Annotated in this window: 24 protein-coding genes and 1 riboswitch; of the genes, 20 read left to right on the top strand and 4 right to left on the bottom strand. The window is 68.6% G+C overall.

Features of this window, described 5'->3' with window-relative positions; translation table 11 throughout:
• Window positions 1-368 precede the first annotated feature (368 nt).
• Window positions 369-773, bottom strand: coding sequence for a hypothetical protein (locus tag VHAB30_RS28805; protein WP_216850758.1), 405 nt, complete (start codon window positions 771-773; stop codon window positions 369-371).
• Window positions 774-947: 174 nt separating this feature from the next.
• Here VHAB30_RS28805 and VHAB30_RS28800 point away from each other — a divergent pair, with 174 nt between their 5' ends.
• The 4 genes from VHAB30_RS28800 (at window position 948) to VHAB30_RS28785 (ending at window position 4,675) form a co-directional block, all read left to right on the top strand.
• Complete coding sequence (locus VHAB30_RS28800; protein ID WP_159279453.1) at window positions 948-1,379, top strand: YchJ family protein; 432 nt, start codon at window positions 948-950, stop codon at window positions 1,377-1,379.
• A 27-nt stretch (window positions 1,380-1,406) separates the two neighbouring features.
• A riboswitch (TPP riboswitch) is annotated at window positions 1,407-1,512 on the top strand.
• A 91-nt stretch (window positions 1,513-1,603) separates the two neighbouring features.
• On the top strand, window positions 1,604-3,487 hold the full coding sequence (gene thiC / locus VHAB30_RS28795) for a phosphomethylpyrimidine synthase ThiC (RefSeq protein ID WP_062478718.1): 1,884 nt from the start codon (window positions 1,604-1,606) through the stop codon (window positions 3,485-3,487).
• Window positions 3,488-3,569: 82 nt separating this feature from the next.
• Entirely contained in the window at window positions 3,570-4,262 is a 693-nt protein-coding gene (locus VHAB30_RS28790; protein WP_159279452.1) for an HAD family hydrolase, read from the top strand.
• Between the two features lie 86 nt (window positions 4,263-4,348).
• Entirely contained in the window at window positions 4,349-4,675 is a 327-nt protein-coding gene (locus VHAB30_RS28785) for a thioredoxin family protein (RefSeq protein ID WP_062478711.1), read from the top strand.
• 278 nt (window positions 4,676-4,953) lie between these two features.
• On the opposite strand, the gene VHAB30_RS28780 is transcribed toward VHAB30_RS28785, so the two are convergent.
• Window positions 4,954-5,994, bottom strand: coding sequence for an AraC family transcriptional regulator (locus VHAB30_RS28780; RefSeq protein WP_062478709.1), 1,041 nt, complete (start codon window positions 5,992-5,994; stop codon window positions 4,954-4,956).
• Window positions 5,995-6,121: 127 nt separating this feature from the next.
• Between VHAB30_RS28780 and VHAB30_RS28775 the strand changes: the two genes are divergently transcribed.
• The 8 genes from VHAB30_RS28775 to VHAB30_RS28740 all read left to right on the top strand — a co-directional run bounded on the left by VHAB30_RS28775 (window position 6,122) and on the right by VHAB30_RS28740 (window position 16,304).
• Window positions 6,122-7,294: an isovaleryl-CoA dehydrogenase gene (locus VHAB30_RS28775; RefSeq protein ID WP_062478706.1), complete on the top strand. Its 1,173-nt coding sequence runs from the start codon at window positions 6,122-6,124 to the stop codon at window positions 7,292-7,294.
• Window positions 7,295-7,360: 66 nt separating this feature from the next.
• Complete coding sequence (locus VHAB30_RS28770; protein ID WP_159279451.1) at window positions 7,361-9,028, top strand: AMP-binding protein; 1,668 nt, start codon at window positions 7,361-7,363, stop codon at window positions 9,026-9,028.
• Entirely contained in the window at window positions 9,025-10,647 is a 1,623-nt protein-coding gene (locus VHAB30_RS28765) for a carboxyl transferase domain-containing protein (protein ID WP_159279450.1), read from the top strand. Before VHAB30_RS28770 ends, VHAB30_RS28765 begins: the two co-directional genes overlap by 4 nt.
• A gap of 13 nt (window positions 10,648-10,660) precedes the next feature.
• A complete protein-coding gene (locus VHAB30_RS28760; protein WP_159279449.1) occupies window positions 10,661-11,455 on the top strand; it encodes an enoyl-CoA hydratase/isomerase family protein in 795 nt (264 codons plus the stop codon).
• A gap of 19 nt (window positions 11,456-11,474) precedes the next feature.
• Window positions 11,475-12,146, top strand: coding sequence for a DUF4126 domain-containing protein (locus VHAB30_RS28755; protein ID WP_095947914.1), 672 nt, complete (start codon window positions 11,475-11,477; stop codon window positions 12,144-12,146).
• Window positions 12,139-14,139 carry an acetyl-CoA carboxylase biotin carboxylase subunit gene (locus tag VHAB30_RS28750; protein WP_159279448.1) on the top strand — a complete coding sequence of 667 codons (2,001 nt, stop codon included), beginning with the start codon at window positions 12,139-12,141 and terminating at the stop codon, window positions 14,137-14,139. Before VHAB30_RS28755 ends, VHAB30_RS28750 begins: the two co-directional genes overlap by 8 nt.
• A gap of 59 nt (window positions 14,140-14,198) precedes the next feature.
• Window positions 14,199-15,173 (top strand): DUF4349 domain-containing protein, encoded by a 975-nt coding sequence (locus VHAB30_RS28745; RefSeq protein WP_159279447.1) that lies wholly within the window; start codon window positions 14,199-14,201, stop codon window positions 15,171-15,173.
• A gap of 222 nt (window positions 15,174-15,395) precedes the next feature.
• The gene (locus tag VHAB30_RS28740; RefSeq protein WP_159279446.1) at window positions 15,396-16,304 is read left to right on the top strand and encodes a hypothetical protein; all 909 of its coding nucleotides are present in this window, start codon (window positions 15,396-15,398) and stop codon (window positions 16,302-16,304) included.
• On the opposite strand, the gene VHAB30_RS28735 is transcribed toward VHAB30_RS28740, so the two are convergent.
• The gene (locus VHAB30_RS28735) at window positions 16,282-16,596 is read right to left on the bottom strand and encodes an EthD family reductase (protein WP_119552476.1); all 315 of its coding nucleotides are present in this window, start codon (window positions 16,594-16,596) and stop codon (window positions 16,282-16,284) included. The two genes, VHAB30_RS28740 and VHAB30_RS28735, sit on opposite strands and share 23 nt — an antisense overlap.
• An 87-nt stretch (window positions 16,597-16,683) precedes the next feature.
• Here VHAB30_RS28735 and VHAB30_RS28730 point away from each other — a divergent pair, with 87 nt between their 5' ends.
• The 8 genes from VHAB30_RS28730 (at window position 16,684) to VHAB30_RS28695 (ending at window position 23,658) form a co-directional block, all read left to right on the top strand.
• Window positions 16,684-17,604, top strand: coding sequence for a 2-hydroxyacid dehydrogenase (locus VHAB30_RS28730; protein ID WP_159279445.1), 921 nt, complete (start codon window positions 16,684-16,686; stop codon window positions 17,602-17,604).
• Between the two features lie 92 nt (window positions 17,605-17,696).
• Entirely contained in the window at window positions 17,697-18,446 is a 750-nt protein-coding gene (locus VHAB30_RS28725; protein WP_159279444.1) for an IclR family transcriptional regulator, read from the top strand.
• Entirely contained in the window at window positions 18,443-18,832 is a 390-nt protein-coding gene (locus VHAB30_RS28720) for a cupin domain-containing protein (RefSeq protein ID WP_095746917.1), read from the top strand. The genes VHAB30_RS28725 and VHAB30_RS28720 overlap by 4 nt, the downstream gene beginning before the upstream one ends.
• Before the next feature lie 23 nt (window positions 18,833-18,855).
• Window positions 18,856-19,869, top strand: coding sequence for a Bug family tripartite tricarboxylate transporter substrate binding protein (locus VHAB30_RS28715; protein WP_159279443.1), 1,014 nt, complete (start codon window positions 18,856-18,858; stop codon window positions 19,867-19,869).
• A complete protein-coding gene (locus VHAB30_RS28710) occupies window positions 19,866-21,101 on the top strand; it encodes a CaiB/BaiF CoA transferase family protein (RefSeq protein ID WP_159279442.1) in 1,236 nt (411 codons plus the stop codon). Before VHAB30_RS28715 ends, VHAB30_RS28710 begins: the two co-directional genes overlap by 4 nt.
• Window positions 21,098-22,267, top strand: a complete 1,170-nt coding sequence (locus VHAB30_RS28705) for an acyl-CoA dehydrogenase family protein (protein WP_159279441.1) — start codon at window positions 21,098-21,100, stop codon at window positions 22,265-22,267. Before VHAB30_RS28710 ends, VHAB30_RS28705 begins: the two co-directional genes overlap by 4 nt.
• A 9-nt stretch (window positions 22,268-22,276) precedes the next feature.
• The gene (locus VHAB30_RS28700; protein ID WP_159279440.1) at window positions 22,277-22,573 is read left to right on the top strand and encodes an acylphosphatase; all 297 of its coding nucleotides are present in this window, start codon (window positions 22,277-22,279) and stop codon (window positions 22,571-22,573) included.
• A 164-nt stretch (window positions 22,574-22,737) separates the two neighbouring features.
• Window positions 22,738-23,658, top strand: a complete 921-nt coding sequence (locus VHAB30_RS28695; RefSeq protein WP_159279439.1) for a hydroxymethylglutaryl-CoA lyase — start codon at window positions 22,738-22,740, stop codon at window positions 23,656-23,658.
• Window positions 23,659-23,675: 17 nt separating this feature from the next.
• Here VHAB30_RS28695 and VHAB30_RS28690 read toward each other — a convergent pair whose 3' ends face one another.
• Window positions 23,676-25,427 carry a bifunctional protein-serine/threonine kinase/phosphatase gene (locus VHAB30_RS28690; RefSeq protein ID WP_159279438.1) on the bottom strand — a complete coding sequence of 584 codons (1,752 nt, stop codon included), beginning with the start codon at window positions 25,425-25,427 and terminating at the stop codon, window positions 23,676-23,678.

Raw genomic sequence — 25,427 nt, 5'->3', positions numbered from 1 at the left:
CTGGCAAAAGATCGCAATGCCGAGATCGCAGCCTGCAAGTTTCCTTCGGACCGTTGGTCATCCGCGTGTATTAGCGCTTCACCGAGGGCTCGATTCCACCCACGTTGGTTGGCCCTGAGCTCGAGGACCGTCGTCGCAAATTCGGCGGGTGGTTGGTTATCCGGGGCACGTGGCCCGGCAGGCTCGCAGTCACAAACTTCCTGAACCTCGTGCGGTTAACGTCAGTCGCTTGCTGGACAAGTTCCTCGACAGGCAGCTTTGCCAAATCATGGAACCATTCGACCTCGTTGTGTGGCGCTGCTTCGTGGCTCATCGTGCGACTTCTCTGATCGGAGTGACTGGTTCTGGCCGATTGCAGGCAGACAAAGCTATTGCGCGTGGACCCTAAACCCCAGGTAGACAAAAAGCGCCACAACCGCCCCGACGATGGCAAGCCCAACCGGCCACGGAATGTCCATGTCACTGCGCTCGCGACGCGAGACGCCATCCATACGGGTCAGCATCGTGCGTCGCTGGTCCGGCGTGTTGATGAGGAACTTGACGACGCCTGCAATGCCGCAAAGCGCAACGGCACCCCCGATGATCATCAATCCCCAGACTTCCATATTGAACGTGAGGGGAAATGCACCATCGGCGCTTGCGACAAAGGGTTCGCGTCCCCTTCGCGTGACCACGATTTGTCCGGCGCGCCATGCATTGAATCCGTGCAGAAAGGCGAAGGCGCCCAAGGAGAGGGTCGCAGCGAGCAGGAAGAACAGCTTGAGGAATCGCAAAAGCATGCTTTGGTGTTCAGCTTGAAGGAACGAAACGCCGGACGACTGTAGCGGCACAAGCCATTGGCGCAAGAGGCCCCGGCGCCTTTGGCCCCGGCAGGTCCTCGCAAAGCGGGCATGCCAGGAAGCCCACCTTCAACCCCCACCGCGCCAAGTGTTCCAATAGAGCCCTTCATGAGCGCCACCGACCCCACTCCCGGCCCCTGCCCCTGCGGCCGCACCGACCGTCGCGACAAGCCCATCGGCTACGCCCTGTGCTGTGGGCGCTACCTCGACGATTTCGAGAACACGCCGGCGCCCGACGCCGAATCGCTGATGCGTTCGCGCTATTCGGCCTTCGTGCTGGCCCGCGCCGACTACCTGCTCGCCACCTGGCACGCATCGAAGCGACCGGCCTCGGTCGAGTTCGAGCCGGGCGTCAAATGGCTGGGGCTGGACATCCGCTCGCGTTCGGTGCTCGACGCCGACCACGCCGAGGTCGAGTTCGTCGCCCGCCAGCGTGGCGCGACGGGCGTGGCGTTCCGCCTGCACGAGCGCAGCCGCTTCGTGCGCGAGGACGAGCGCTGGTATTACGTCGACGGCGACCTGCACCAGCCCCCGGGTTGACGGCGGCGGGCTTCGGCCCGCACAATCGGCCCCGCTCCGGGGTGCACGCATGTGGCGTGCTGAGATGGCAAAGCTGCCGACCCGCGAACTTGATCCGGGTCATACCGGCGTAAGAAGAGCTGCACTCCCTGACTTCGGTCCGTCACTCCCTTTTTCGGTGGCGGGCCTCCCGAGGTCCACGAGCGATTGCGGAGCACCCTTTCCCTCAACAAGGAGTGCCTCCGATGAATGCCCCCGATAAATTCACCTCGCTGCTGTCGCTGACGCGCGAACCCTTTCCCGCCTCGCACAAGTGCGTCATTCCGGGCAGCCGGCCCGACCTGTTCGTGCCCGTGCGCGACGTGGCGCTGACCAACGGCGAAACCGTCTCCCTGTACGACACCTCGGGCCCCTACACCGACCCGAAGGTCGAGATCGACGTGCGCCGCGGCCTGCCCGATGTGCGCAGCGCCTGGGTCATCGAGCGCGGCGACACCGAAAGTTATGAAGGCCGCACGCACCACGCGCTGGACGACGGCGCCAAGAACGAAGACCGCGACGCGCAGCGCCTGGCCGAGCTGCGCGCCGGTGCCTCGGCACTGCAACGCACGCCGCGCCGCGCCAAGTCGGGCGCCAACGTCACCCAGATGCATTACGCGCGCCGCGGCATCGTCACGCCCGAGATGGAGTACGTGGCTCTGCGCGAGAACGGCAAGCGCGAGTGGATGGCCGAGTACCTGGCCAACGAGGAGCGCGCCAAGCGCGTGGCGGGCAACCCGATGGGCGCGAGCATTCCGCGCATCATCACGCCCGAGTTCGTGCGCGACGAAGTGGCCCGCGGCCGCGCGATCATTCCCGCGAACATCAACCACCCCGAGGTCGAGCCGATGGCCATCGGGCGCAACTTCAAGGTGAAGATCAACGCCAACATCGGCAACTCGGCCGTCACCTCGAGCATCGAGGAAGAGGTCGAGAAGCTGGTGTGGGCCATCCGCTGGGGCGCCGACAACGTGATGGACCTGTCGACCGGCAAGAACATCCACACCACGCGCGACTGGATCGTGCGCAACTCGCCGGTGCCCATCGGCACGGTGCCGATCTACCAGGCGCTCGAAAAGGTGGGCGGCGTGGCCGAAGACCTCACCTGGGAAATCTACCGCGACACGCTCATCGAACAGGCGGAGCAGGGCGTCGATTACTTCACCATCCACGCGGGCCTGCGCCTGCCGTTCATCCACCTCACGGCCGACCGCATGACGGGCATCGTGTCGCGCGGCGGCTCGATCATGGCCAAGTGGTGCATCGCGCACCACAAGGAGAGCTTCCTCTACACGCACTTCGAAGACATCTGCGACATCATGAAGGCCTACGACGTGAGCTTCTCGCTCGGCGACGGCCTGCGCCCCGGCTCGGGTGCCGACGCGAACGACGAGGCCCAGTTTGCCGAGCTGCGCACGCTGGGTGAGCTCACGCAGATCGCCTGGAAGCACGACGTGCAGACCATGATCGAAGGCCCGGGCCACGTGCCGATGCACATGATCCAGGCCAACATGGACGAGCAGATCAAGCACTGCCACGAGGCGCCGTTCTACACGCTCGGCCCGCTGACCATCGACATCGCACCGGGCTACGACCACATCTCCAGCGCCATCGGCGCCGCGATGATCGGCTGGGCCGGCACGGCGATGCTCTGCTACGTGACGCCCAAGGAGCACCTGGGCCTGCCCGACCGCGACGACGTGAAGCAGGGGATCATTGCCTACAAGATCGCCGCGCACGCGGCCGACGTGGCCAAGGGTCACCCGGGTGCGCGCTCGCGCGACGACGCCCTGAGCAAGGCGCGCTTCGAGTTCCGCTGGCAAGACCAGTTCAACCTGGGCCTGGACCCCGACACGGCGCGCGAATTCCACGACGAGACGCTGCCGAAAGATTCGAGCAAGGTGGCGCATTTCTGCTCGATGTGCGGCCCCAAGTTCTGCTCGATGAAGATCACGCAGGAAGTGCGCGAGTACGCGGCCAAGAAGGGCGTGGCCGAGGCGGCTGCCATGGCCGAGGGCATGGAAGAGAAGTCGAAAGAATTCATGGCCGGCGGTGGCGAGATCTACATCCCGATCCGGCCAGTGGCCTGAGATGGCCCGATAGCCTGAGTCTGCCCGTGCGGAAAGGGGGCGTTGCTACCATGGGGCCAGACCTCTGAACTCCAGCCTCGCAATGACCCCTTTCCCCTTTTCCGCCGTTCTCTTCGATTGCGACGGCGTGCTCGTCGATTCCGAACCCATCACCAACCGCGTGCTCGCCGACATGCTCGGCGAGCTCGGCTGGCAGCTCACGGCCGAGGAATCGATGAACATCTTCACCGGCAAGGCCGTGAAGGACGAAACGGCGCTCATCGAGGCCAAGACGGGCTTCAAGATCACCGACGACTGGCTGCGCGGCTTCCGCGCCCGCCGCAACGAGGCGCTGGACCGCGACCTCGTCGCCATTCCCCACGCACCCGCCGCCATCCGCGAGATCCATGCGCGGCTCAAGGGCCGCATCGCCTGCGCTTCGGGGGCCGACCGCCACAAGGTCGAGCTGCAGCTGGCCAAGGTCGGCCTGCTCGACTGCTTCGAGGGCCGCATCTTCAGCGGCCATGAGATGCCGCGCTCCAAGCCGCATCCCGACGTGTACCTGGCCGCGGCGGAAGCGCTCGGTGTCGATCCGAAGCGCTGCGCGGTGGTCGAAGACACGGTCACCGGCGCGATGGCCGGCGTGGCTGCCGGTGCCACGGTGTTCGGCTACAGCACGGGCGAGTCGGGTCACAGCGGCCCGGGCGCGCTGCGCGCCGCGGGCGCCGTGGCCGTGTTCTGCGACATGACCGGGCTGCCCGCATTGCTGGCCGGCTACGGCCTGCAGGCGGCCTGAGTTTCTGGTGCAATGACGCCCGTCAGCGTGTGGCGCGCCCGTCGCCTTCACGCGCTCCTTCCCACGAATTCGCAAGGACCCTGCCCATGACCTCCGAGTACCAGACCGAGCAACCCGACCGCAGCGAGATCGACGCGCTTCAGGGCCCGGCCGTGGTGGAGTTCGGCACCAACTGGTGCGGCATCTGCAAGGCCGCGCAGCCGAACATTGCCGAGGCCTTTGCCCAGTACCCGAACGTGCGCCGCATCAAGGTGGAAGACGGCAGCGGCCGTCCGCTGGGGCGTTCGTTCAACGTGCGGCTGTGGCCCACGCTGGTGTTCATGCGCGACGGGCAACAGGTCGCGAAGCTGGTGCGGCCGGAAGACAGCCAGTCGATCGCCGATGCGCTGGCGTTGATCGATTTGCCGGCCTGAGTTTCGTTGTTCAGGGCGACGCTCCCGCCGACGGGGCGCCTTGCTCCGCGAATGTCCTCCGCCCTTCGGGCTCCCCCTTAATTTCGCTGCGCAAGGCACCCCTTCGACGTGAGCGTTGGGCAGTGCGGTTGTTGATCGACCGGCACAACGACAGCGCTCAGCGGGCGCAGGACACTGGGTGCTTCCCGCAGCGAAATCAAGGAGGAGGGGCGAAGCCCCGGGGGACATTCGCGGAGGGAAGTACCCGGTGGCCTGTGCACGCGCCCTGAACAAACTCGCTACAACCCCAGCTGCCGAAAGTCCCTGGGCGCGTGCCCCGTCCACTGCAGGAACGCGCGCGAAAAGCTCTTCTCGTTGCGAAAGCCCACTGCCAGCGCCACCTGCTTGATCGGCCGCGTGGTCCGGCGCAGCTGCTCCACCGCGAGTTCGTGCCGCACCTCGTTCTTCAGCACCTGCAGCGAGGTGCCTTCTTCGTGCAGCTGCCGGTGCAAGGTGCGCCCCGACACGTTCAGCAGCCCCGCCAGCGCCTCCGCCGTGGTGGCCTCGCCGGCGCGCGCGCGCAGCAGTTCGCGCACGCGCTGGCCCAGCAGGCGGTCGCGGCGGTACTGCAGCACCGTGAGCGGCAGGGCGCGCTTGAGCATGGTGCGCAGCGCGCGCTCGTCGCGCAGCAGCGGCAGCGCGAGGTAGCGCTCGTCGAAGCTGATGCTGGCCTGCGGCGCGTCGAAGTGCACGTCGGGCGTGAACATCAGCGGGTAGGCGTCGCGGTGCGGCGGTGCCGCGAACGGAAAGGTGGCCTGGCGCAGCGAGATGCGCGAGTCGATGGCCCAGCACACGTACCCGTGCATGAAGCGCAGGCTGGTCACCAGGCAGAACTCGCGGAATGCCGGGTCGAGCGGGCGGTTCTCGGTGATGCGCAGCGTGGCCACGCCGCCGGCCACCTCCAGCGCGAGCGTGATGTCCTCGGTCAGCAGGCGGTGGTGGCGGCACCAGCGTTTCATGGCCACGCCCAGGTCGGGCGAGGTGAGCGAGGCGCGGCACAGCATGCCGTAGCTGCCCCAGGGCAGGCGGCGCGAGAACCAGCCCAGCGCCTCGTCGTCCAGCTCCTGCATCGCGTGGCCCGACAGCGCCTCGAACTGCGCGGCCGTCACCCGCGCGCCCGGGCGGGCCAGTTCGCGCGGCGCGATCTGTGCCGCCTGCAGGGCCTGCGCCGGGTCCTTGCCGTAGCGGGCATACCCTTGCACGATGGCTCGCACGAAGGCCATCGGCGTGACGGCGCGGGCGGGTCGCAGGAAGGCGGGGGACGACGTGGTGGAGGGCATCGGTCGTGGCGCAATTTGCAACCATTGTGGCGCCAATTGCGGCGCCACGAGGCGTAAGCTGCGTTTTTTCAAGCGCCATCCGCGCGGGCAGCCCTGCGCGCCGACCCCTTCAGAGGAGACAAGACTCATGCACGATTTCGGCCTCAACTTCGACCTGGGCGACGACATCGACGCGCTGCGCAGCGCGATCCAGGACTTCGCCGCCAACGAAATCGCGCCCCGCGCCGCCGAGATCGACCGCGACAACCTGTTCCCGCACGACCTGTGGCAAAAGCTCGGCGAGCTGGGCCTGCACGGCATGACGGTGAAGGAAGAATTCGGCGGCACCGAGCTGGGCTACCTGGCCCACATCGTGGCCATGGAAGAAGTCTCGCGCGCCTCGGCCTCGGTGGGCCTGTCGTACGGTGCGCACTCCAACCTGTGCGTGAACCAGATCCACCGCAACGGCAGCGAAGCGCAGAAGAAGAAATACCTGCCCAAGCTGGTGAGCGGCGAGCACGTCGGCGCGCTGGCCATGAGCGAGCCCAACGCCGGCTCCGACGTGGTGAGCATGAAGCTCAAGGCCGACAAAAAGGACGGCTACTACGTGCTCAACGGCGGCAAGATGTGGATCACCAACGGCGGCGACGCCGACACGCTGGTCATCTACGCCAAGACCGAACCCGAGATGGGCGCGCGCGGCATGACGGCCTTCATCGTCGAAAAGAATTTCAAAGGTTTTTCGGCCGGCACCAAGCTCGACAAGCTCGGCATGCGCGGCTCCAACACCTTCCCGCTGTTCTTCGACAACTGCGAAGTGCCCGAAGAGAACGTGCTCGGCGGCGAAGGCATGGGCGCCAAGGTGCTGATGAGCGGCCTGGACTACGAGCGCGCCGTGCTCTCGGGCGGCCCGCTGGGCATCATGGCCGCCTGCATGGACGCCGTGATTCCCTACATCCACGAGCGCCAGCAGTTCGGCCAGAGCATCGGCGAGTTCCAGCTGATGCAGGGCAAGATCGCTGACATGTACTCGACCTGGCAGGCCACCCGCGCCTACGTGTACGCCGTGGGCAAGGCCTGCGACCGCAACGACCATGCGCGCACCTTCCGCAAGGACGCGGCGGGCGCCATCCTGTACTCGGCCGAGAAGGCAACCTGGATGGCCGGCGAGGCGATCCAGACGCTGGGCGGCGTGGGCTACACCAAGGACTTCCCGGTCGAGCGGCTGTGGCGCGACGCCAAGCTGTACGAGATCGGCGCGGGCACGAGCGAAGTGCGCCGCATGCTCATCGGCCGCGAGCTGTTCTCAGAAACGGCATAAGTCGCCGCACACCCTCACCCCACCCTCTCCCCGCAGGGAGAGGGCGCCAGACAAGGAGACAAGACGATGCCACTGACGCAGAGCCTGGCCCAAGGCGCCACGGACGTCCCCCTCATCGAGCAAGCCATTGGCGACTTCTTCGACGACATGGTCGAGAAGCAGCCTGACCGCGAAGCCCTCGTCAGCCGCCACGAAGGCCAGCGCTTCACCTACCGCGAGCTGCAGGCCGCCTCGAACCGCCTCGCCAGCGCGCTGATGGACCTGGGGCTCGTGCCCGGCGACCGCGTGGGCATCTGGTCGCACAACAACGTGCCCTGGGTGCTGATGCAGATCGCCACCGCCAAGGTCGGCCTGATCCTCGTGAACATCAACCCCGCCTACCGCACCTCGGAGCTCGAGTACGCGCTCAACAAGGTCGGCTGCAAGGCGCTGGTGACGATGGCGCAGTTCAAGACCAGCGACTACCTGGGCATGCTGCGCGAGCTGGGCCCGGCCAAGCTGCCGCTGCTGCAGCACACCTTCTGGATCGACAAGCCCGGCCAGGGCGACGAGCAGCCCGGCATGCGCCGCTTCAGCGAGCTGCTGGCCGGCGGCGATGCGGCCGATGCGCGCGTGGCCGCCACGCAGAAGACGCTGAAGGCCACCGACCCGATCAACATCCAGTTCACCAGCGGCACCACGGGCTTTCCCAAGGGCGCGACGCTCACGCACCGCAACATCCTGAACAACGGCTTCTTCATCGGCGAGTGCATGAAGCTCACGCCGGCCGACCGCCTGTGCATTCCGGTGCCGCTGTACCACTGCTTCGGCATGGTGCTGGGCAACCTGGCCTGCCTCACGCACGGCTCGGCCATCGTGTACCCGAACGACGGCTTCGACCCGCTCACGGTGCTCGAGACGGTGCAGGCCGAGAAGTGCACGGGCCTGCACGGCGTGCCCACGATGTTCATCGCCGAGCTGGACCATCCGCGCTTCAAGGAGTTCGATCTGTCGACCCTGCGCACCGGCATCATGGCCGGCTCGCCGTGCCCCATCGAAGTGATGAAGCGCGTGGTCAACGAGATGCACCTGGGCGAGATCACCATCGCCTACGGCATGACCGAAACCAGTCCCGTCAGCTGCCAGAGCAGCACCGACACGCCGCTGGACCGCCGCGTGTCCACGGTAGGCACCGTGCAGCCGCACCTCGAGGTGAAGATCATCGACCCCGAGACCGGCGCGATCATGCCGCCGGGCCAGTCGGGCGAGCTGTGCACGCGCGGCTACTCGGTGATGCACGGCTACTGGGAAGACGAGCCCAAGACGCGCGAGGCCATCGATGCCGAGCGCTGGATGCACACCGGCGACCTCGCCACCATGGACGCCGAGGGCTACGTGAACATCGTCGGGCGCATCAAGGATCTGGTGATCCGCGGCGGCGAGAACATCTACCCGCGCGAGATCGAAGAATTCCTGTACCGCCACCCGAAGGTGCAGGACGTGCAGGTGGTCGGCCTGCCCGACAAGAAGTACGGCGAAGAGCTGTGCGCCTGGATCATCGTCAAGCCCGGCCAGAGCGCCACCGACGCCGAGATCCGCGATTTCTGCAAGGGGCAGATCGCGCACTACAAGGTGCCCAAGTACATCCAGTTCGTCTCTGAGTTCCCGATGACGGTGACCGGCAAGATCCAGAAATTCAAGATCCGCGACGCCATGACCGAGCAGCTCGGTCTCAGCCAAGAAAAGACAGCATGAGCAAACTCGAAACCAAACTCAACGCACGGTCCGCAGACTTCCAGGCGAACGCTGCCGCCATGCGCGCGCTGGTCGACGACCTGCAGCAGCAGTTCGCGAAAGTGGAGCAGGGCGGCGGCGAGGCCGCGCGCGCCAAGCACACGGCGCGCGGCAAGCTGCTGCCGCGCGACCGCGTGGCCGAGCTGCTCGACCCGGGCACGCCCTTCCTCGAGATCGCGCCGCTGGCCGCGCATGCGATGTACCTCGATGCCAAGGGCGCCGAGTCGGCGCCCGGCGCCGGCATCATCGCGGGCATCGGTCGGGTGAACGGTGTCGACTGCATGATCGTGTGCAACGACGCGACCGTGAAGGGCGGCACCTACTACCCGATGACGGTGAAGAAGCACCTGCGCGCACAGGAGATCGCCGAGCAGAACCGCCTGCCCTGCATCTACCTCGTGGACTCGGGCGGCGCCAACCTGCCGAACCAGGACGAGGTGTTCCCCGACCGCGAGCACTTCGGCCGCATCTTCTACAACCAGGCCAACATGAGCGCCCAGGGCATTCCGCAGATCGCGGTGGTCATGGGCTCGTGCACGGCCGGCGGCGCGTACGTGCCGGCGATGAGCGACGAATCGATCATCGTGAAGAACCAGGGCACCATTTTCCTGGGCGGCCCGCCGCTCGTGAAGGCGGCCACCGGCGAGGTCGTGTCGGCCGAAGACCTGGGCGGCGGCGACGTGCACACGCGCCTGTCGGGCGTGGTCGACCACCTGGCGCAGAACGACCTGCACGCGCTGGCGCTGGCGCGCTCGGCGGTGGCCAACCTCAACGCGAAGGCCGCCGACACGCCGGAAGGCGCCGCAGTGCGCGCACCCGACTTCCCGCGCGAGGAGCTGTACGGCGTGATCCCCACCGACACGCGCAAGCCCTTCGACGTGCGCGAGATCATTGCGCGCATCGTCGACGGCAGCGAGTTTCACGAGTTCAAGGCCCGCTTCGGCGCCACGCTGGTCTGCGGCTTCGCCGAGATCGAGGGCATGCCGGTCGGCATCATCGCCAACAACGGCATCCTGTTCAGCGAGTCGGCGCAGAAGGGCGCGCACTTCATCGAGCTGTGCTGCCAGCGCAAGATCCCGCTGGTGTTCCTGCAGAACATCACCGGCTTCATGGTGGGCCGCAAGTACGAGAACGAAGGCATTGCACGCCACGGCGCCAAGATGGTGACGGCCGTGGCCACGGCCAACGTGCCCAAGTTCACGATCATCATCGGCGGCAGCTTCGGCGCCGGCAACTACGGCATGTGCGGCCGCGCGTACAGCCCGCGCTTCCTCTGGATGTGGCCCAACGCGCGCATCAGCGTGATGGGCGGCGAGCAGGCCGCGAGCGTGCTGGCCACCGTGAAGCGCGACGGCATCGAACTGAAGGGCGGCAGCTGGAGCGCCGACGAAGAAGAAGCCTTCAAGGCCCCGATCCGCCAGCAGTACGAAGACCAGGGCCACCCCTACTACGCCACCGCGCGCCTGTGGGACGACGGCATCATCGACCCGGCCGACACGCGCCGCGTGCTCGCCCTGGGCCTGGCCGCATCGCGCAACGCGCCCATTCCCGAGCCGAAGTTCGGTATCTTCCGCATGTGACCAGGGGCACCGCATGAGCAGCACCTTCACCAAGCTGAACCTCGCCATCGACGGCGCGGTCGCACGCATCTGGCTCGACCAGCCCGACGCGCGCAACGCTTTCGACGACGTCGTGATCGCCGAGCTGACGCAGGCCTTTCTCGAGGCCGGCGCCGCGCCGCAGGTCAAGGCCGTCGTGCTCGGCGCGAACGGCCCGGCCTTCTGCGCGGGCGCCAACCTCAACTGGATGCGCCGCATGGCCGACTACACGCGGGGCGAGAACCTCGCCGACGCGGGCAAGCTGGCCGACATGCTGCGCACCATCGCCGAGTGCCCCAAGCCCACCATCGCGCGCGTGCAGGGCGACGTGTACGCGGGCGGCATGGGGCTCGTGGCCGCGTGCGACATGGCCGTGAGCGTGGACACCGCGTGGTACTGCCTCAGCGAAGTGAAGATCGGCCTCGTGCCCGCGACCATCAGCCCGTACGTGCTGCGTGCGATGGGCCCGCGTGCCTCGCAGCGCTACTTCCTCACGGCCGAGCGCTTCACCGCCGCCGAGGCGCACCGCATCGGCTTCGTGCATGAGGTGGTGGCCGCCGACGCGCTCGACGCCAAGGTCGACGAACTGCTGAAGGCCCTCACCGGTGCCAGCCCCGCCGCCGTGCGCGCCTGCAAGCAGCTGATCGCCGACGTGGCCGGCCGCGAGATCGACAGCGCGCTCATCGCCAAGACGGTTGAAGGCATCGCCGACATCCGCGCCAGCGACGAAGGCCGCGAGGGCGTGCAGGCTTTCCTGCAGAAGCGCAAGCCGTCCTGGCTCGCCGGCTGATAGCCAACCAAGGACCGCCATGAACGCACTCGACATGCCCCAGTTGCTCGCACTGGCCGCCGCCATCGGCTGGGCCAGCGGCGTGCGTCTGTACCTCGTCGTGCTGCTGACCGGCCTGGTCGGCTACTTCGGCTGGGTGCCACTGCCTGCGGGGCTGCAGATGCTCGCGCATCCGATCGTGCTCGCGGTCAGCGGCTTCATGGTGTTCGTCGAGTTCTTCGCCGACAAGATCCCGGGCCTCGATTCGCTCTGGGACGTGGTGCACACCGCCATCCGCATCCCCGCCGGCGCGGCGCTCGCGGCCAGCGTGTTCGGTGCCGACCATGGCGCCATGGCCGTCGTCGCGGCGCTGCTGGGCGGCGGCTTCGCGGCCACGGCGCATGCGGCCAAGGCCACCACGCGCGCGGCCATCAACACCTCGCCCGAGCCGTTTTCGAACGTCGGCGCCTCGCTGGTCGAAGACTCGATGGTGCCGGCCGGGCTGTGGCTCGCGGTGGCGCATCCGCTGGTCTTTCTCGTGCTGTTCGTCTTCGTGCTCGTGCTCAGCGTGTGGCTCATCCGCAAGAGCTGGCGTTTTCTGCGCGCGCTGTTCAGCCGCGTGGCACGCATCTTCAGTGGCCGGCCCGATCCGGGCGTCACGTCCGCCTTTCAACTGAAAAAGAATCCTCCGGGAGACACTCCGAATGTTTAAGAAGATCCTCATCGCCAACCGTGGCGAGATCGCCTGCCGCGTGGCCGCAACCGCTCGCCGCATGGCCGTTCGCACCGTGGCGGTGTACTCCGACGCCGACGCGCACGCCAACCATGTGCGCGCCTGCGACGAGTCGGTGTACCTCGGCGGCAGCGCCCCGAAGGACAGCTACCTGCGCTGGGAAAAGATCCTCGAAGCCGCCAAGGCCACGGGCGCCGAAGCGGTGCACCCGGGCTACGGCTTCCTCAGCGAGAACGAAGAGTTCGCACAGGCCTGCGCCGACGCCGGCCTGGCCTTCATCGGCCCGCCGCCCTCGGCGATCAAGGCCATGGGCCTGAAGGCCGAGTCGAAGCAGCTGATGGAAAAGGCCGGCGTGCCGCTCGTGCCCGGCTACCACGGTGCCGATCAGGACCCGGCGCTGCTGCAGCGCGAGGCCGACCGCATCGGCTACCCGGTGCTCATCAAGGCCAGCGCCGGCGGCGGTGGCAAGGGCATGCGCGCGGTCGACAAGGCCGCCGACTTCGAAGCCGCGCTGGCCTCGTGCAAGCGCGAAGCCATCAACAGCTTCGGCGACGACGCGGTGCTGATCGAGAAGTACGTGCAGCGCCCGCGCCACATCGAGATCCAGGTGTTCGGCGACACGCAGGGCAACTACGTCTACCTGTTCGAGCGCGACTGCTCGGTGCAGCGGCGCCACCAGAAGGTGCTCGAGGAAGCGCCCGCGCCTGGCATGACCGAGGCGATGCGCAAGCAGATGGGCGATGCCGCCGTGGCCGCGGCACGCGCCGTGAACTACGTGGGCGCGGGCACCGTGGAGTTCATCGTCGAGCAGCGCGAAGGCGGCGAGATGAACTTCTTCTTCATGGAGATGAACACGCGCCTGCAGGTGGAGCATCCGGTCACGGAAGCCATCACGGGCCTCGACCTCGTCGAATGGCAATTGCGCGTGGCCTCGGGCGAGCCGCTGCCCGCCAAGCAGTCGGAGCTGCAGATCCACGGCCACGCCATCGAGGCGCGCATCTGCGCCGAGAACCCCGACAACAACTTCCTGCCCGCCACTGGCACGCTGCGCGTGTACCGCAAGCCGCAGGCCACCGCCTTCCAGCGCAGCCGCGTGCGCATCGACGACGGCGTGCGCGAGGGCGGCGAGATCTCGCCCTTCTACGATTCGATGATCGCCAAGCTCATCGTGCACGGCAGCACGCGCGCCGAAGCGCTGGCCCGGCTCGATGCCGCGCTGGCCCAGGTGCAGATCGTGGGCGTGTCGACCAACGTGCAGTTCCTGCGCGGCATCCTGGCGACCGAGTCGTTCTCGAAGGCCAACCTCGACACCGCGCTCATCGAGCGCGAGCGCGCCGTGCTGTTCGACCGCGAGCCACTGGGCCTGCCGCTGGCCGCGGCCGCCGCCATCACGCGCACGCTGGTCACCGAGTGGCCGACGCAGCTGCCCGACCCCTTCGAGCGCCGCGACGGCTGGCGCGCACATGGCGAGTACAAGCGCCGCTTCGACTTCGAGTTCCGCGGTGCCGAGCACAGCGCGCTGTTGACCTACCGCCGCGACGGCGGCCTGAACCTCGAAGTGGGCGGTGTCGAAGGCCCGCTCACCATCGGGCGCTTTCCCACGGGCGAGTTCGAGCTCGAGTTCGCCGGCACGCGCCAGACCCTCGATGTGCACCTGGACGGCGCCACCGCCCACGTGTTCGCGGCGAAGGGCGCCACGCGCCTCACGGCCATCGACCGCCTCGCCCACGCGGGCGACACCCACGCCGAAGGCGGCCGCCTCACGGCGCCGATGCCCGGCAAGGTCGTGTCCTTCGCGGTCAAGGCCGGCGACAAGGTCAGCCGCGGCCAGCCGCTGGCCGTGATGGAAGCCATGAAGATGGAGCACACCATCGCCGCGCCGGCCGACGGCACGGTGGAGGAGCTGATGTTCTCGCCGGGCGAGCAGGTGGCGGAAGGCGACGAATTGTTGCGAATGGCTGCGGCGGCTTAACCCCGTTGCGGGTCGTCGCCCGTATCAGCGGTGGTAGTCATTCTTTTCAAGGAGTCCTGATGAGCCGCCGCACCCTTTCCGTGTCGACCTCCCGCGCCGCTGTGCGCCACCGCGCGGGCGCTGTCCTGCTGGCCCTGGCGGCTGCCCTGTCGCTGGCTGGCTGCGACCGCCAGCACAGTGCCGAGTCGGCTGCACCGGCCTCCGCGCCTGCGCCCATGCAGGCGCCGCCGATGGGCTACGGCGGCGGCATGGCCATGAAGGAACAGAGGGCGCGTGCGCCGCAGGCCGAGATCGCCGCGTCGCAGTCCGACGAGGCGCGGCAGGGCAGCGGCGAGACCGCGCTGCAGCGCTTCCTGGCCGTGCGCCAGGACCTGAACGTCGAAGTGCCGGCCGAACAGCTCGCCGACGCCTGGGGCAAGGTGCGCGACCTGTGCGGCACGCTGAAGTGCGAGCTGCTGTCGTCTTCGCTGCTGCGCGAGACGCCGCAGCAGCCGGGCAACGCCCTGCTCGAGATGCGCGTGGAACCCGCCGACGTCGACAAGCTGCTCGGCGGCCTGGCCGGCGTGGCGAACGTGGTCTCGCACACCACCACCAGCGAGGACAAGACCTCCGAGGTGATCGACGTCCAGGCCCGCATCAAGAACCGCACCGAGTTCCGCGACAGCCTGCGCGTCATGCTGCGCGACACCGTCACCAAGCGCACCATGGCCGACCTGCTGGCGATCCAGCGCACGCTGTCGGACACGCAGGCCGAGCTCGACGCCATCGCCACCCAGCGCAAGGTGCTGGCGCAGCAGACCAGCAAGCAGCACATCCAGATCCAGTTCACGCCCAAGCGCGCGCTGGTCAGCGGCAGCGACGGCTACAGCCCGATGGCGCACGCGCTGCGCAACGCCGGCGACGTGCTGGCCGAAAGCGTGGGCGCGCTCATCACCTTCGTGGCCGCGGCGCTGCCGTGGCTGCTGCTGGTGGTGCTGCCCGTGGGGTGGCTGGTGCGGGTGCTGTGGCGTCGTCGCCGCGCCAAGTCGGCGTGAGACACTGCGCGCCGGCCGCACCCGACGCAGGGTGGCCGCACGACAGGAAGGAGGGGCCGCATGGTGGGTCGATTTCGGAAGTTTCTTGCGGGACTGGGCCTGGGGAAGGCGCAGGACGATGGGGCGGTGCCTGCCTCTGTGCCGGCTGCGCCTGAACCGGCGCCACCGCCCGCAGCGCCCCCTGCACTGCGCTACACCTTCGACGTCAAACCCGCCCAGCCCATGGAACGGTTGATTGCCGCCCCGTGGGCCTCGGCGCCCCCGACGCCGCCGAAGCCCTTGAAGCGCCCACCACGGAACCCGCCCGCGCCACCCGTCGAGGCACCTCCGCCGCAGTTCGACGCGACCCCGGACCTGCCGGAGCCCTTCGGCTACAAGGTCTGCTGGTTTGCCGTGCAAGCCTCGGACCCCGCACAAGTGCTCGATGCCCTCGGGTGGGCGTCCGAAGGGCCGGCCAACTGGCACACCGGCATCGCGGCGGCCTACCGCCGGACGTCTGGCGGACAGGCCCCCTGGGTGTTCGCATCACCGCCCGTCGAGGGCTGGGTGCTTCTCGTGGGGGACGGCCTGCCGTATCCCGCCGTGTACCCGGAGGACCGCCTCGAAGGCATCGGGCAGGCCTTCGACGTGATCTTCACGCGCCTGAAGGACCACTTCGGCGAAGCGCAATTCTTTGGCAGCCACCGTGTCGCCGACTTCGTCACCTGGGCGCGCGCACGCCGCGGCGAGCCCGGGCGGCAGTTCAGCTATGCGGGCAGCAGCGGCGAGGTCTATGCCAACGTGGGCGCACAGAGCGCCGAGGAAGCCTCACTGGGCTTTGCCGTGCTCAGCGGACTGTCACCGGTCGATGCGCGCGATCGGCTCTCGGACCTGCTCGAGGATGAATTCGCACGGGAGGCAGCGCTGGTCGCCTCAGGCATGTCGCGGCGCGACGCCGACCGCCAGGTCCGTCCGACTGGCCGTAGCGTCGTGCCCGGCGAAGAGGACGTCACGGCGCTTGCCGATGCGTGGAGTGTCGACCCGACGCGGCTCGACGAAGCGGACCGGGGTTACGTGCCGGGCGTGGGGTTGATGGCCCGCGTTCCGACGGACCTGGGGCAAGCGCCCGTCAGCCCACCACCACTTCACTGATCTGCATCACCGGCGCGATGTCGGTGTAGTTCTTCACGTCGCCCATGATCTCCTTCACGTGCGGGCCGAAGGCCTTCTGGAAGGACTCGACCGATTCGGCGAACACGTGGCACATGCCGACATACGTGGGCGGCGCGCCCGGTGCGCCGCCGCCCAGGCCCTTGTCGATGGTGTACGAGAGGCAGGCGTCGCCCATGCGGGCCTTGAGCATCGGCATGTGCTGGTCGCGGTAGTAGTCGTGGTCGAACCGCGCGCCGGGGGTGTGGGGGTACATCACGCTGACTTTGATCATGGAAGGTGTCTCCTGGGTGGCTGAATGCGGTCGAGCATAGGAGATGGCGCGCGGCGCAACAAGCCGGTGCCTTCTAAGATGGCGCCCATGCGAATCTCCGTCTACCTCACCGACAACCGTCCCGATCCCTGGATCGATGGCCTGAAGGCCGAACTCCCCGAAGCCACCATCGAAGCCTGGACGCCCGGCGCGCCGCAGGCCGACCACGGCGTGGTGTGGGCGCCGCCCCAGCAGTTCCTCGACGAGCAGCCCGACCTGCGCGGCCTGTTCAACATCGGCGCGGGCGTCGATGCGCTGCTCAAGCTCAAGGTGCCGGCGCACACGCGCATCGTGCGCCTGGACGACGCGGGCATGTCGGTGCAGATGGCCGAGTACGTGTGCCACACGCTCATCCGCCACTTCCGCGAGTTCGACGTGTACGAGGCCGATGCGCGCGAGGGCAAGTGGAGCTACCGCAAGCCGAAGCTGCGGCGCGACTTTCCGGTCGGCATCATGGGCCTGGGCGTGCTCGGCGAGCGCGTGGCCAAGGCGGTGGCGCAGTTCGAATTTCCGGTGCTCGGCTGGAGCCGTTCGCCCAAGGCGCTCGGCGGCGTGCAGGTGTTCAGCGGCGAGGCGCAGTTCGACGAGTTCCTGGCCTCCACGCGCGTGCTGGTCAACCTGCTGCCGCTGACCGAGTCCACGCGCGGCATCCTGAACCGCACGACGCTGGGCAAGCTCAAGCCCGAGGGCTACCTCATCAGCATCGCGCGCGGCGGCCACCTGGTGGAAGACGACCTGATCCCGATGCTCGACGCCGGCCAGCTCGCGGGCGCGACGCTCGACGTGTTCCAGGTCGAGCCGCTGCCGGCCGACCACGCTTTCTGGCGCCACCCGAAGATCACCGTGACGCCGCACGGCTCGGCGCGCACGCTGCGCGAGGAGTCCATCGCCCAGATCGCCGGGAAGATCCGCGCGATGGAGCAGGGCCTGCCGATCGCCGGCATCGTCGATCCCGTCCGCGGCTACTGACGGCCCTGCGCCGACGACGACGACCGGCTGACACGCGGCCGGCGGGGGAAAACCCCGACGCTTTTGTTTTTCACATACGAGAAAATTTCTTCATGGTTGTGAAAACAGCGTTTCGCGTGATCGAGATCGTCGAGCTCTTCGCCCGGGAGAAGCAGCCGCTGGCCCTGTCCGAGATGGCGCGGCTGCTCGACATGCCGGTGTCCAGCTGCCTGGGCCTGATCCGCACGCTCGAAGAGCAGGGCTACATGTACGAGACCGGCCGCCGCCAGGGCTACTACCCCACGGGCCGGCTGCTGGCCATGGCGCAGGTCATCGCCGCGCACGACCCGGTGCTCGACCGGGTGAAGGCCACGCTCGAGGAACTGCGCGACGCCGCCTGCGAAACGGTGGTGTTCGGCAAGTTTCGTGATGCGGAAAACGTCGTCTATCTTGACGTGCTGAGCGCACCGCAGCGCATCCGCTACACGGCCGAGTCGGGCGAAACGCGCCCCGCGTACGCCAACTCGATGGGCCGCGCGCTGCTGTCCACGCTCGCACCCGAAGCGCGCCGCAAGCTGCTCGAGGGCATGACGCTCGCGCCGCTGACCGACGCCACGCTCACCACCGCCGATGCCATCGAGGCCGAGCTGCAGCGCGGCGCCGCGCGCGGCTGGTACGGCAACCTCGGCGAAAGCATTCCCGACCTGATCGGCCTGGCATGGCCGCTGCGCATCGGCGGCGAGGCCTACGCAATCTCGGTGGCCGGCCCGCGCTACCGCATGGAAGCGCGCATCGACGACATCGCCGCGATGCTGCGCTCGGCCTGCCTCGCGATCGAACCGAAGACAGAAAGCCCCCGATGACTGCCACCGCTGCGCGCTACTTCGTCCGCGAGGACGAGATCACCGGCTACCACCCCGCCAACCACACGGGCACGCTGAACAAGCGCCTGATCGGTCCCGAGACGGTGGGTGCGAAGCAGCTCGAGGTGCTGGTGGGCCACATCCAGAAGGGCAAGGGCGCGCTGCCGCATGCGCACCCGGGCATCGAACAGGTCTGCTACATGCTCGAAGGCCGCGCGGTCGCTGAGGTGGGCGGCCAGCGGCAGGAGCTGCACCCCGGCGACAGCTGCTTTTTTCCGGCCGACGCGATGCACACCTTCACGGTGGTGAGCGACGAGCCGGTGCGCGTGCTGGTGATCTACAGCCCGCCGTACGAGGAATCGCCGGAGCGCGTGATCCGGCCCTGAACGACAACCCCGGAGACACAACCATGCAGACGAAGAACGCGACAGAAACAGTCGCGGTGGAAAGCCGCCGCCGTTTCATTTCCATCGGCGCTGCGGCAGGCCTCGTGGGCGCCGCGCCCTGGGCCTTCGCGCAGGACGGCGGCTATCCGAAGCAACCGATCAAGCTCGTCGTGCCCTTCGCGGCCGGCAGCGGCACCGACGCGGTGGCGCGCATCACCGCGCAGATGCTGGGCGAGGCGCTCAAGGCCTCGGTGATCGTCGACAACCGGGCCGGCGCCAGCGGCGTGATCGCGGCCGAGCTGGTGGCCAAGGCGCCGCCCGACGGCTACACGCTCTTCATGACGACCAACACCACGCACTCGGCCAACCCGAGCCTGATGAAGTCGCTGCCCTACGACCCGGTGAAAGACTTCGCGCCCGTCAGCCGCATGGGCAACCTGCCGTTCATGCTGGTGGTGAACAACGACCTGCCCGTGAAGAGCGTGGCCGAGCTTCTGGCCTGGGGCCGCGCGCATCCGGGCAAGCTCACCTACGCCAGCGGCAACAGCACCGGCATCGTGAGCGGCGCCACGCTGTCGCGCATGAGCGGCATCCCGATGCTGCACGTACCCTACAAGAGCACGCCGCCGGCCATCGCCGACCTCATCGGCGGGCAGGTGTCGATGATGGTGGTCGACCTCGCCGCGGGGCTCGCCACGGTCAAGGCCGGCAAGATGCGCGCGATTGCGGTCACCACGCAGGAGCGCACCAAGCTCTTTCCCGAACTGCCGCCGCTGGCCGACACGCCCGAGCTCAAGGGTTTCGACATCACCTCGTGGAACGGCGTGTTCGCGCCGGCCGGCACGCCGCGCGATGTCGTGCTCAAACTCAACAAGGCACTGTCGGAGATGGCGAACGGTGCCGCCTTCCGCGAGCGCGTGACGAAGCTGGGCTTCGATGCGTTCGGCAGCACGCCGGAAGAACTCGGGGCCTTCACCGTGTCCGAGCTGGCGAAGTGGAAGAAGCTGATCCAGGCCGCGGGCATCCAACCCGAATGAGCGCGACCGGTTCTCTCGGCCCCCTCGAAGGCATCCGCATCCTCGACCTCACGGCCGTGGTGATGGGCCCGTACGCCACGCAGACCCTCGGCGACCTCGGCGTCGACGTCATCAAGGTCGAGCCGCCGTCGGGTGACAACCTGCGCGCCGTCGGCCCGATGCGCCATGCGGGCATGGGCGCGATGGCGATGCACCTGAACCGCAACAAGCGCTCCATCGTGCTCGACCTCAAGCAGCCCGAAGGCCGCGAGGCCTGCCTGCGGCTCGCGGCGGGCTGCGATGCGCTCATCTACAACACGCGCCCGCAGGCGATGGCGCGGCTGGGGCTCGGCTACGAAGCCGTGGCGGCGGTCAATCCGAAGATCGTCTACCTCGGCGCCTTCGGCTACGGCGAAGAAGGCCCCTATGCCGGCAAGCCCGCGTACGACGACCTGATCCAGGGCGCGGCCGGCGTCGCCTCGCTCTTCGCGCAGCAAAGCGGCGGTGCGCCGCGCTACGCGCCCGTCACGCTGGCCGACCGCGCCGTGGGCCTGCAGGCCGCCATCGCGCTGCTCGCGGCCGTGCTCAGCGCGCAGCGCACCGGCAAAGGCCAGGCGGTGGAAGTGCCGATGTTCGAGGCACTCTCGCAGTTCGTCATGGGCGACCACCTCGGCGGCCACAGCTTCGAGCCGCCGCTCGGTCCCACCGGCTACGCGCGCCTGCTCGCGGAGCACCGCAAGCCCTACGCCACGGCCGACGGTTACCTCGGCGTGCTCATCTACAACGACAAGCACTGGCAGGCCTTCTTCGACGTGATCGGCCGGCCGGAGCTGCGCAGCTCGCCGATGTTCGGCACGCACACGGCGCGCGCCGCGAACATCGGCGCGGTCTACGCGTTCGTGGCCGAGGTGATGGCCACGCGCGGCAGCGACGAATGGATGGCGCTGCTCGAAGCCGCCGACATCCCGGTCGCGCGCCTGCACACCACCGAGAGCCTGCTCGACGACCCGCACCTGCGCGCCGTCGATTTCTTCCCCGAGTTCGATCACCCGAGCGAAGGCCGCATCCGCACGCTCGCGCCCGTCGGTCGATACAGCGTGACCCCCGCAGCCATCCGCCGGCCCGCGCCGCGCATCGGCGAGCAGAGCGTGGAGTTGCTGCGCGAAGCGGGCTATGACGACGACGCCATCGACCGCATGCTCGCGCGCGGCGTCACGCTGCAGCCGGAACCCATGAAAGGCAACAGCGAATGAATTTCTCCCTGAACGAAGACCAGCGCTCGCTCGTCGCGGCCATCGAACGCCTGTGCGAAGACTTCCCCCTCGACTACTGGCGCGACCACGACGACCGCGCCGTGTTCCCGCACGAGTTCCACCGCGCCGTCGCCGACAGCGGCTGGCTCGGCATCGCCATGCCCGAGGCGCAGGGCGGCGCGGGGCTCGGCATCACCGAGGCGGCGCTGATGATGCGCGCCATCAGCGCGTCGGGCGCGGGCATGTCGGGCGCGTCGTCGGTGCACATGAACATCTTCGGCCTCAACCCCGTGGTGGTGTTCGGCACCGAGGCGCAGCGCCAGCGCTTTTTGCCGCCGCTCATCGCGGGCACCGAGAAAGCCTGCTTCGCCGTGACCGAGCCCGACGCGGGGCTCGACACCACCAGCCTCAAGACGCAGGCGGTGCGCCAGCCGAACGGCAGCTATGTACTGCACGGCCGCAAGATCTGGATCTCGACCGCGCAGGTGGCCGACCGCATGCTGATCCTCACGCGCACCACGCCGCTGGACCAGGTGAAGAAGCCCACGCAGGGCCTCACGCTGTTCTACACGGCGCTGGACCGAAGCAAGGTCGAGGTGCGCGAGATCCACAAGCTGGGCCGCGCGGCGGTCGACTCGAACATGCTCTTCATCGACGGCCTCGAGGTGCCCGAGGAAAACCGCATCGGCGAGGAAGGCCGGGGCTTCGAATACATTCTGCACGGCCTGAACCCCGAGCGCATATTGATCGCCGCCGAAGCCATCGGCATCGGCCGCGCCGCGCTGCGCATCGCTTCGCAGTACGCGCAGGAGCGCGTCGTGTTCGGCCGGCCCATCGGCCAGAACCAGGGCGTGGCGCATCCGCTCGCGCGCGCCTGGGCCAACCTGGAGGCGGCCGACCTGATGATGCTCAAGGCCGCCACGCTGTACGACGCGGGCGAGCCCTGCGGCATCGAGGCCAACGCCGCCAAGTACCTCGCGGCCGAGGCGGCGCACGACGCCTGCCAGAACGCCGTGCTCACGCTGGGTGGCATGGGTTACGCGAAGGAATACCATGTCGAGCGCCTGCTGCGCGAGAGCTACATCCCGCGCATCGCGCCGGTCAGCCCGCAGATGATCCTGAACTTCATCGCCGAGAAGGCACTGGGGCTGCCGAAGTCGTACTGACCATTGCCCATGAACCCACACGCCACCATCACCCGCCATCTCGTCGTCCACGGCCTCGTGCAGGGCGTGGGTTATCGCTGGTCGATGGTGCAGGCCGCGCAGCGGCTCGGCGTGCGCGGCTGGGTGCGCAACCGGCGCGACGGCAAGGTCGAAGCGCTCGTGGCCGGCAAGGCCGATGCGGTCGAGGCGCTGGTGCACTGGGCGCGCCAGGGGCCGGCCGGTGCGCGCGTGGAGGCGGTCGATGTGAGCGAGGCCGAAGCCGCGAGCAATCTGCCCGACGGCTTCGCGCAGCGCGAGACCGTCTAGCGGCTGTTTTCCGGCGGGGCCGACCGGTTGGCACCATTTGCAACCCCACAGGCGCGCATTGCTACCTTCCGCGACTTGTGTACCAAGCAGCGCAAGCCCATGTGTCAGACAATCGAAGCCGGTTTTTCATCCCCCTCCCGCGACAGCGACACCAGAGACATCCCATGAAACTCCCCACCCAGGTCAAGCTCGTCGACGTCGGTCCGCGCGACGGCCTCCAGAACGAAAAGCAACCCGTCTCCGCCGAGGTCAAGATCGGCCTCGTGCACCGCCTGCAGGACGCCGGCCTGAAAGAGATCGAGGTCACCAGCTTCGTCTCGCCCAAGTGGGTGCCGCAGATGGCCGACAACGCCGAAGTGATGCACGGCATCACGCGCAAGCCGGGCGTTCTCTACTCGGTGCTCACGCCCAACATGAAGGGCTTCGAGGCCGCCATTGCCGCGCCGCGCGAAGAGTGGCCCGACGAGATCGTGGTGTTCGGCGCCGCGAGCGAGGCCTTCAGCCAGAAGAACATCAACTGCTCGATCGCCGAGAGCATCGAGCGCTTCGCGCCCGTGGTCGAGGCGGCGCGCGCCAAGGGCATCGCCGTGCGCGGCGCGATGTCGTGCACCGTGGGCTGCCCCTACGAAGGCGAGATCGCGCCGGCCAAGGTCGGCTACCTTGCGCAGCTGATGAAGGGCATCGGCGTGCAGCGCGTGGACGTGGCCGACACCATCGGCGTGGGCACGCCGCGCAAGGTGCAGGCGGCCATGGAGGCCACGCTGGCGCACTTCGATGTCGACGCCATCTCCGGCCACTTCCACGACACCTACGGGCAGGCGCTGGTCAACACGCTGGCGGCGCTCGAGCTGGGTGTGTGGAACTTCCAGTCGTCCTCGGCCGGCCTGGGCGGCTGCCCCTACGCCAAGGGCGCGACGGGCAACGTCGCGACCGAGGACGTGGTCTACATGCTGCACGGCATGGGCATCGCCACCGGCATCGACCTGGACAAGCTCATCGACGCGGGCGTGTACATCAGCGAAGCGCTGGGCCGCGAACCGAACTCGCGCGCCTCGAAGGCCATCCGCACCAAGCGCGCGGGCTGAGCCTTCCTTCTTTCTTCTCAGCGCCCGAAGGCGCGCAGCCCGAGCAGCACCACCACCGCCGCGGCCAGCAGCACGCTGGTGCACTGCCAGAACAGCACCGGGCGGCGCTCGATCAGCGGCGGCATCCGCGCACTCCAGAACTCCGGGCCCGGCGCGCGCAGGTCGTGCGCGAACTCCGACACCGCCTGCTGCCGCTTCGCGGCCTGCGGGTGCAGCGCCTTCTGCAGCACGGCATCGATCCAGGCGGGCAGCTCGGGCCGCAGGTGGCGCACGGGCACATAGCGCAGCCGCCCCACGTCGGCTTGCGTGCGGATGCACGACACCTGCAGGCCGTAGGGCAGCTGGCCGCACAGCATCTGGTAGACGATCGCGGCCAGCGAGAACAGGTCGGAGCGCGCGCTGCCGCCGTGCCCGGTGAAGTACTCGGGCGCGGTGTACTGCAGCGTGCCTTCGATGGCCAGCGCGCGGGTTTCGCCGCTGCCGTCGGCCAGGCCGGCCACGTGGGTCGCGGCCAGGTCGATGATCTTCACGGTGCCGGCGCGGTCGATCATCACGTTCTCGGGCCGCAGGTCCTGGTGCAGCATCTCCTTGCCGTGCAGCGCCTGCAGCCCGCGCACCAGCTGCGCGACGATGCCGCGCACGCTGTCCAGGTCGGGCCGGGGGTGGTCGACCATCCATTGCGCGAGCGTGTGGCCGTCGACGTATTCCATGGCCACGTACAGGTGCGCGCGCGGGCGCTCGATGGCGCTGGCCTTGAGCACGTGCGGGCTGTCGATGCGCCGCGCCACCCACTCCTCGAGCACGAAGCGGTCGAGGTAGCCGGGGTCGTCGCGCAGGTCGACCGACGGCAGCTTCAGCACGGCGGGCTGGCCGGTGGCGTCGTCGGTGGCCAGGTAGACGTGGCTGCGCGCGCTCATGTGCAGCTCACGCACGAGGCTGAAGCCCTCGAAGCGGGCCCGCGGCGCCAGCGCCGGCGGCATCGCCAGGCCTTCGCGCTGCAGCTGCGCGGGCGGCGCGGCGGCGTCGGGCAGCTCGTCGATGCGCAGCAGCTGCACCGTGATGTCGTCGGTGCTGCCCCGGGTGCGCGCGGCTTCCGCGAGCCAACGCGCTGCTTCGTCGAAGTCGTCGGCATGCAGCGCCAGCGCCTCGTGCACGGCGGCGGCGTCCAGGTGCGTGTAGGCGCCGTCGGTGGCCAGCAGGTAGACCTCGCCCACCTCGGCTTGCCAGCAGCGGTGGTCGATTTCGACATGGGCGCCCGCGCCCAGCGCGCGCCCGAGGTACGACTCCACCGACGACACGCGCACGCGGTGGTCCTCGGTGAGCTGTTCGAGCGCGCCGGCATGCAGCCGGTGGATGCGCGCGTCGCCCACGTGCAGCAGGTGCGCGTCGCGGCCCTTGAGGATCAGCGCGCTGAAGGTGCAGACGTAGCCGCTGTCCTTGTCGAAGCGCGCGTCGCTGCGCATCGTCTGCGCATGCAGCCAGGCGTTGGTGGCGCCCAGCACGCGCTGCGCCGCGCGCTGCACCGACCAGGTGTCGGAGGTGGCGTAGTAGTCGTCGAGAAAGCCGCGCACGGCCGCCGCGCTCGCCACCTGGCTCACGCGGCTGGAGCCGATGCCGTCGGCCAGCGCCACGGCGATGCCCTTGGACACGCGCAGCGCGCCCTCGGGCAGCATGGCGCCGTGGAAGTCCTGGTTGACCGGCGCGTGAAGCCCCGCCAGCGAATGCTGGCCGAGCGTCACGCGCAGCTGCTTGCGCGGCGGCGCGGGCAT

The sequence above is a fragment of the Variovorax boronicumulans genome, from assembly GCF_009811375.1.
Lineage (GTDB): Bacteria > Pseudomonadota > Gammaproteobacteria > Burkholderiales > Burkholderiaceae_C > Variovorax > Variovorax boronicumulans.
This window is presented reverse-complemented; position numbering and strand designations above follow the sequence as displayed.

What these genes read in the sequence shown, in the direction of transcription:
- VHAB30_RS28800 (WP_159279453.1), top strand. Translation starts at nt 948, where the DNA reads ATGAGCGCCACCGACCCCACTCCCGGCCCCTGCCCCTGCGGCCGCACC.
- thiC (WP_062478718.1), top strand. Translation starts at nt 1,604, where the DNA reads ATGAATGCCCCCGATAAATTCACCTCGCTGCTGTCGCTGACGCGCGAA.
- VHAB30_RS28790 (WP_159279452.1), top strand. Translation starts at nt 3,570, where the DNA reads ATGACCCCTTTCCCCTTTTCCGCCGTTCTCTTCGATTGCGACGGCGTG.
- VHAB30_RS28785 (WP_062478711.1), top strand. Translation starts at nt 4,349, where the DNA reads ATGACCTCCGAGTACCAGACCGAGCAACCCGACCGCAGCGAGATCGAC.
- VHAB30_RS28780 (WP_062478709.1), bottom strand. Translation starts at nt 5,994, where the DNA reads ATGCCCTCCACCACGTCGTCCCCCGCCTTCCTGCGACCCGCCCGCGCC.
- VHAB30_RS28775 (WP_062478706.1), top strand. Translation starts at nt 6,122, where the DNA reads ATGCACGATTTCGGCCTCAACTTCGACCTGGGCGACGACATCGACGCG.
- VHAB30_RS28770 (WP_159279451.1), top strand. Translation starts at nt 7,361, where the DNA reads ATGCCACTGACGCAGAGCCTGGCCCAAGGCGCCACGGACGTCCCCCTC.
- VHAB30_RS28765 (WP_159279450.1), top strand. Translation starts at nt 9,025, where the DNA reads ATGAGCAAACTCGAAACCAAACTCAACGCACGGTCCGCAGACTTCCAG.
- VHAB30_RS28760 (WP_159279449.1), top strand. Translation starts at nt 10,661, where the DNA reads ATGAGCAGCACCTTCACCAAGCTGAACCTCGCCATCGACGGCGCGGTC.
- VHAB30_RS28755 (WP_095947914.1), top strand. Translation starts at nt 11,475, where the DNA reads ATGAACGCACTCGACATGCCCCAGTTGCTCGCACTGGCCGCCGCCATC.
- VHAB30_RS28750 (WP_159279448.1), top strand. Translation starts at nt 12,139, where the DNA reads ATGTTTAAGAAGATCCTCATCGCCAACCGTGGCGAGATCGCCTGCCGC.
- VHAB30_RS28745 (WP_159279447.1), top strand. Translation starts at nt 14,199, where the DNA reads ATGAGCCGCCGCACCCTTTCCGTGTCGACCTCCCGCGCCGCTGTGCGC.
- VHAB30_RS28740 (WP_159279446.1), top strand. Translation starts at nt 15,396, where the DNA reads ATGGAACGGTTGATTGCCGCCCCGTGGGCCTCGGCGCCCCCGACGCCG.
- VHAB30_RS28735 (WP_119552476.1), bottom strand. Translation starts at nt 16,596, where the DNA reads ATGATCAAAGTCAGCGTGATGTACCCCCACACCCCCGGCGCGCGGTTC.
- VHAB30_RS28730 (WP_159279445.1), top strand. Translation starts at nt 16,684, where the DNA reads ATGCGAATCTCCGTCTACCTCACCGACAACCGTCCCGATCCCTGGATC.
- VHAB30_RS28725 (WP_159279444.1), top strand. Translation starts at nt 17,697, where the DNA reads ATGGTTGTGAAAACAGCGTTTCGCGTGATCGAGATCGTCGAGCTCTTC.
- VHAB30_RS28720 (WP_095746917.1), top strand. Translation starts at nt 18,443, where the DNA reads ATGACTGCCACCGCTGCGCGCTACTTCGTCCGCGAGGACGAGATCACC.
- VHAB30_RS28715 (WP_159279443.1), top strand. Translation starts at nt 18,856, where the DNA reads ATGCAGACGAAGAACGCGACAGAAACAGTCGCGGTGGAAAGCCGCCGC.
- VHAB30_RS28710 (WP_159279442.1), top strand. Translation starts at nt 19,866, where the DNA reads ATGAGCGCGACCGGTTCTCTCGGCCCCCTCGAAGGCATCCGCATCCTC.
- VHAB30_RS28705 (WP_159279441.1), top strand. Translation starts at nt 21,098, where the DNA reads ATGAATTTCTCCCTGAACGAAGACCAGCGCTCGCTCGTCGCGGCCATC.
- VHAB30_RS28700 (WP_159279440.1), top strand. Translation starts at nt 22,277, where the DNA reads ATGAACCCACACGCCACCATCACCCGCCATCTCGTCGTCCACGGCCTC.
- VHAB30_RS28695 (WP_159279439.1), top strand. Translation starts at nt 22,738, where the DNA reads ATGAAACTCCCCACCCAGGTCAAGCTCGTCGACGTCGGTCCGCGCGAC.
- VHAB30_RS28690 (WP_159279438.1), bottom strand. Translation starts at nt 25,427, where the DNA reads ATGCCCGCGCCGCCGCGCAAGCAGCTGCGCGTGACGCTCGGCCAGCAT.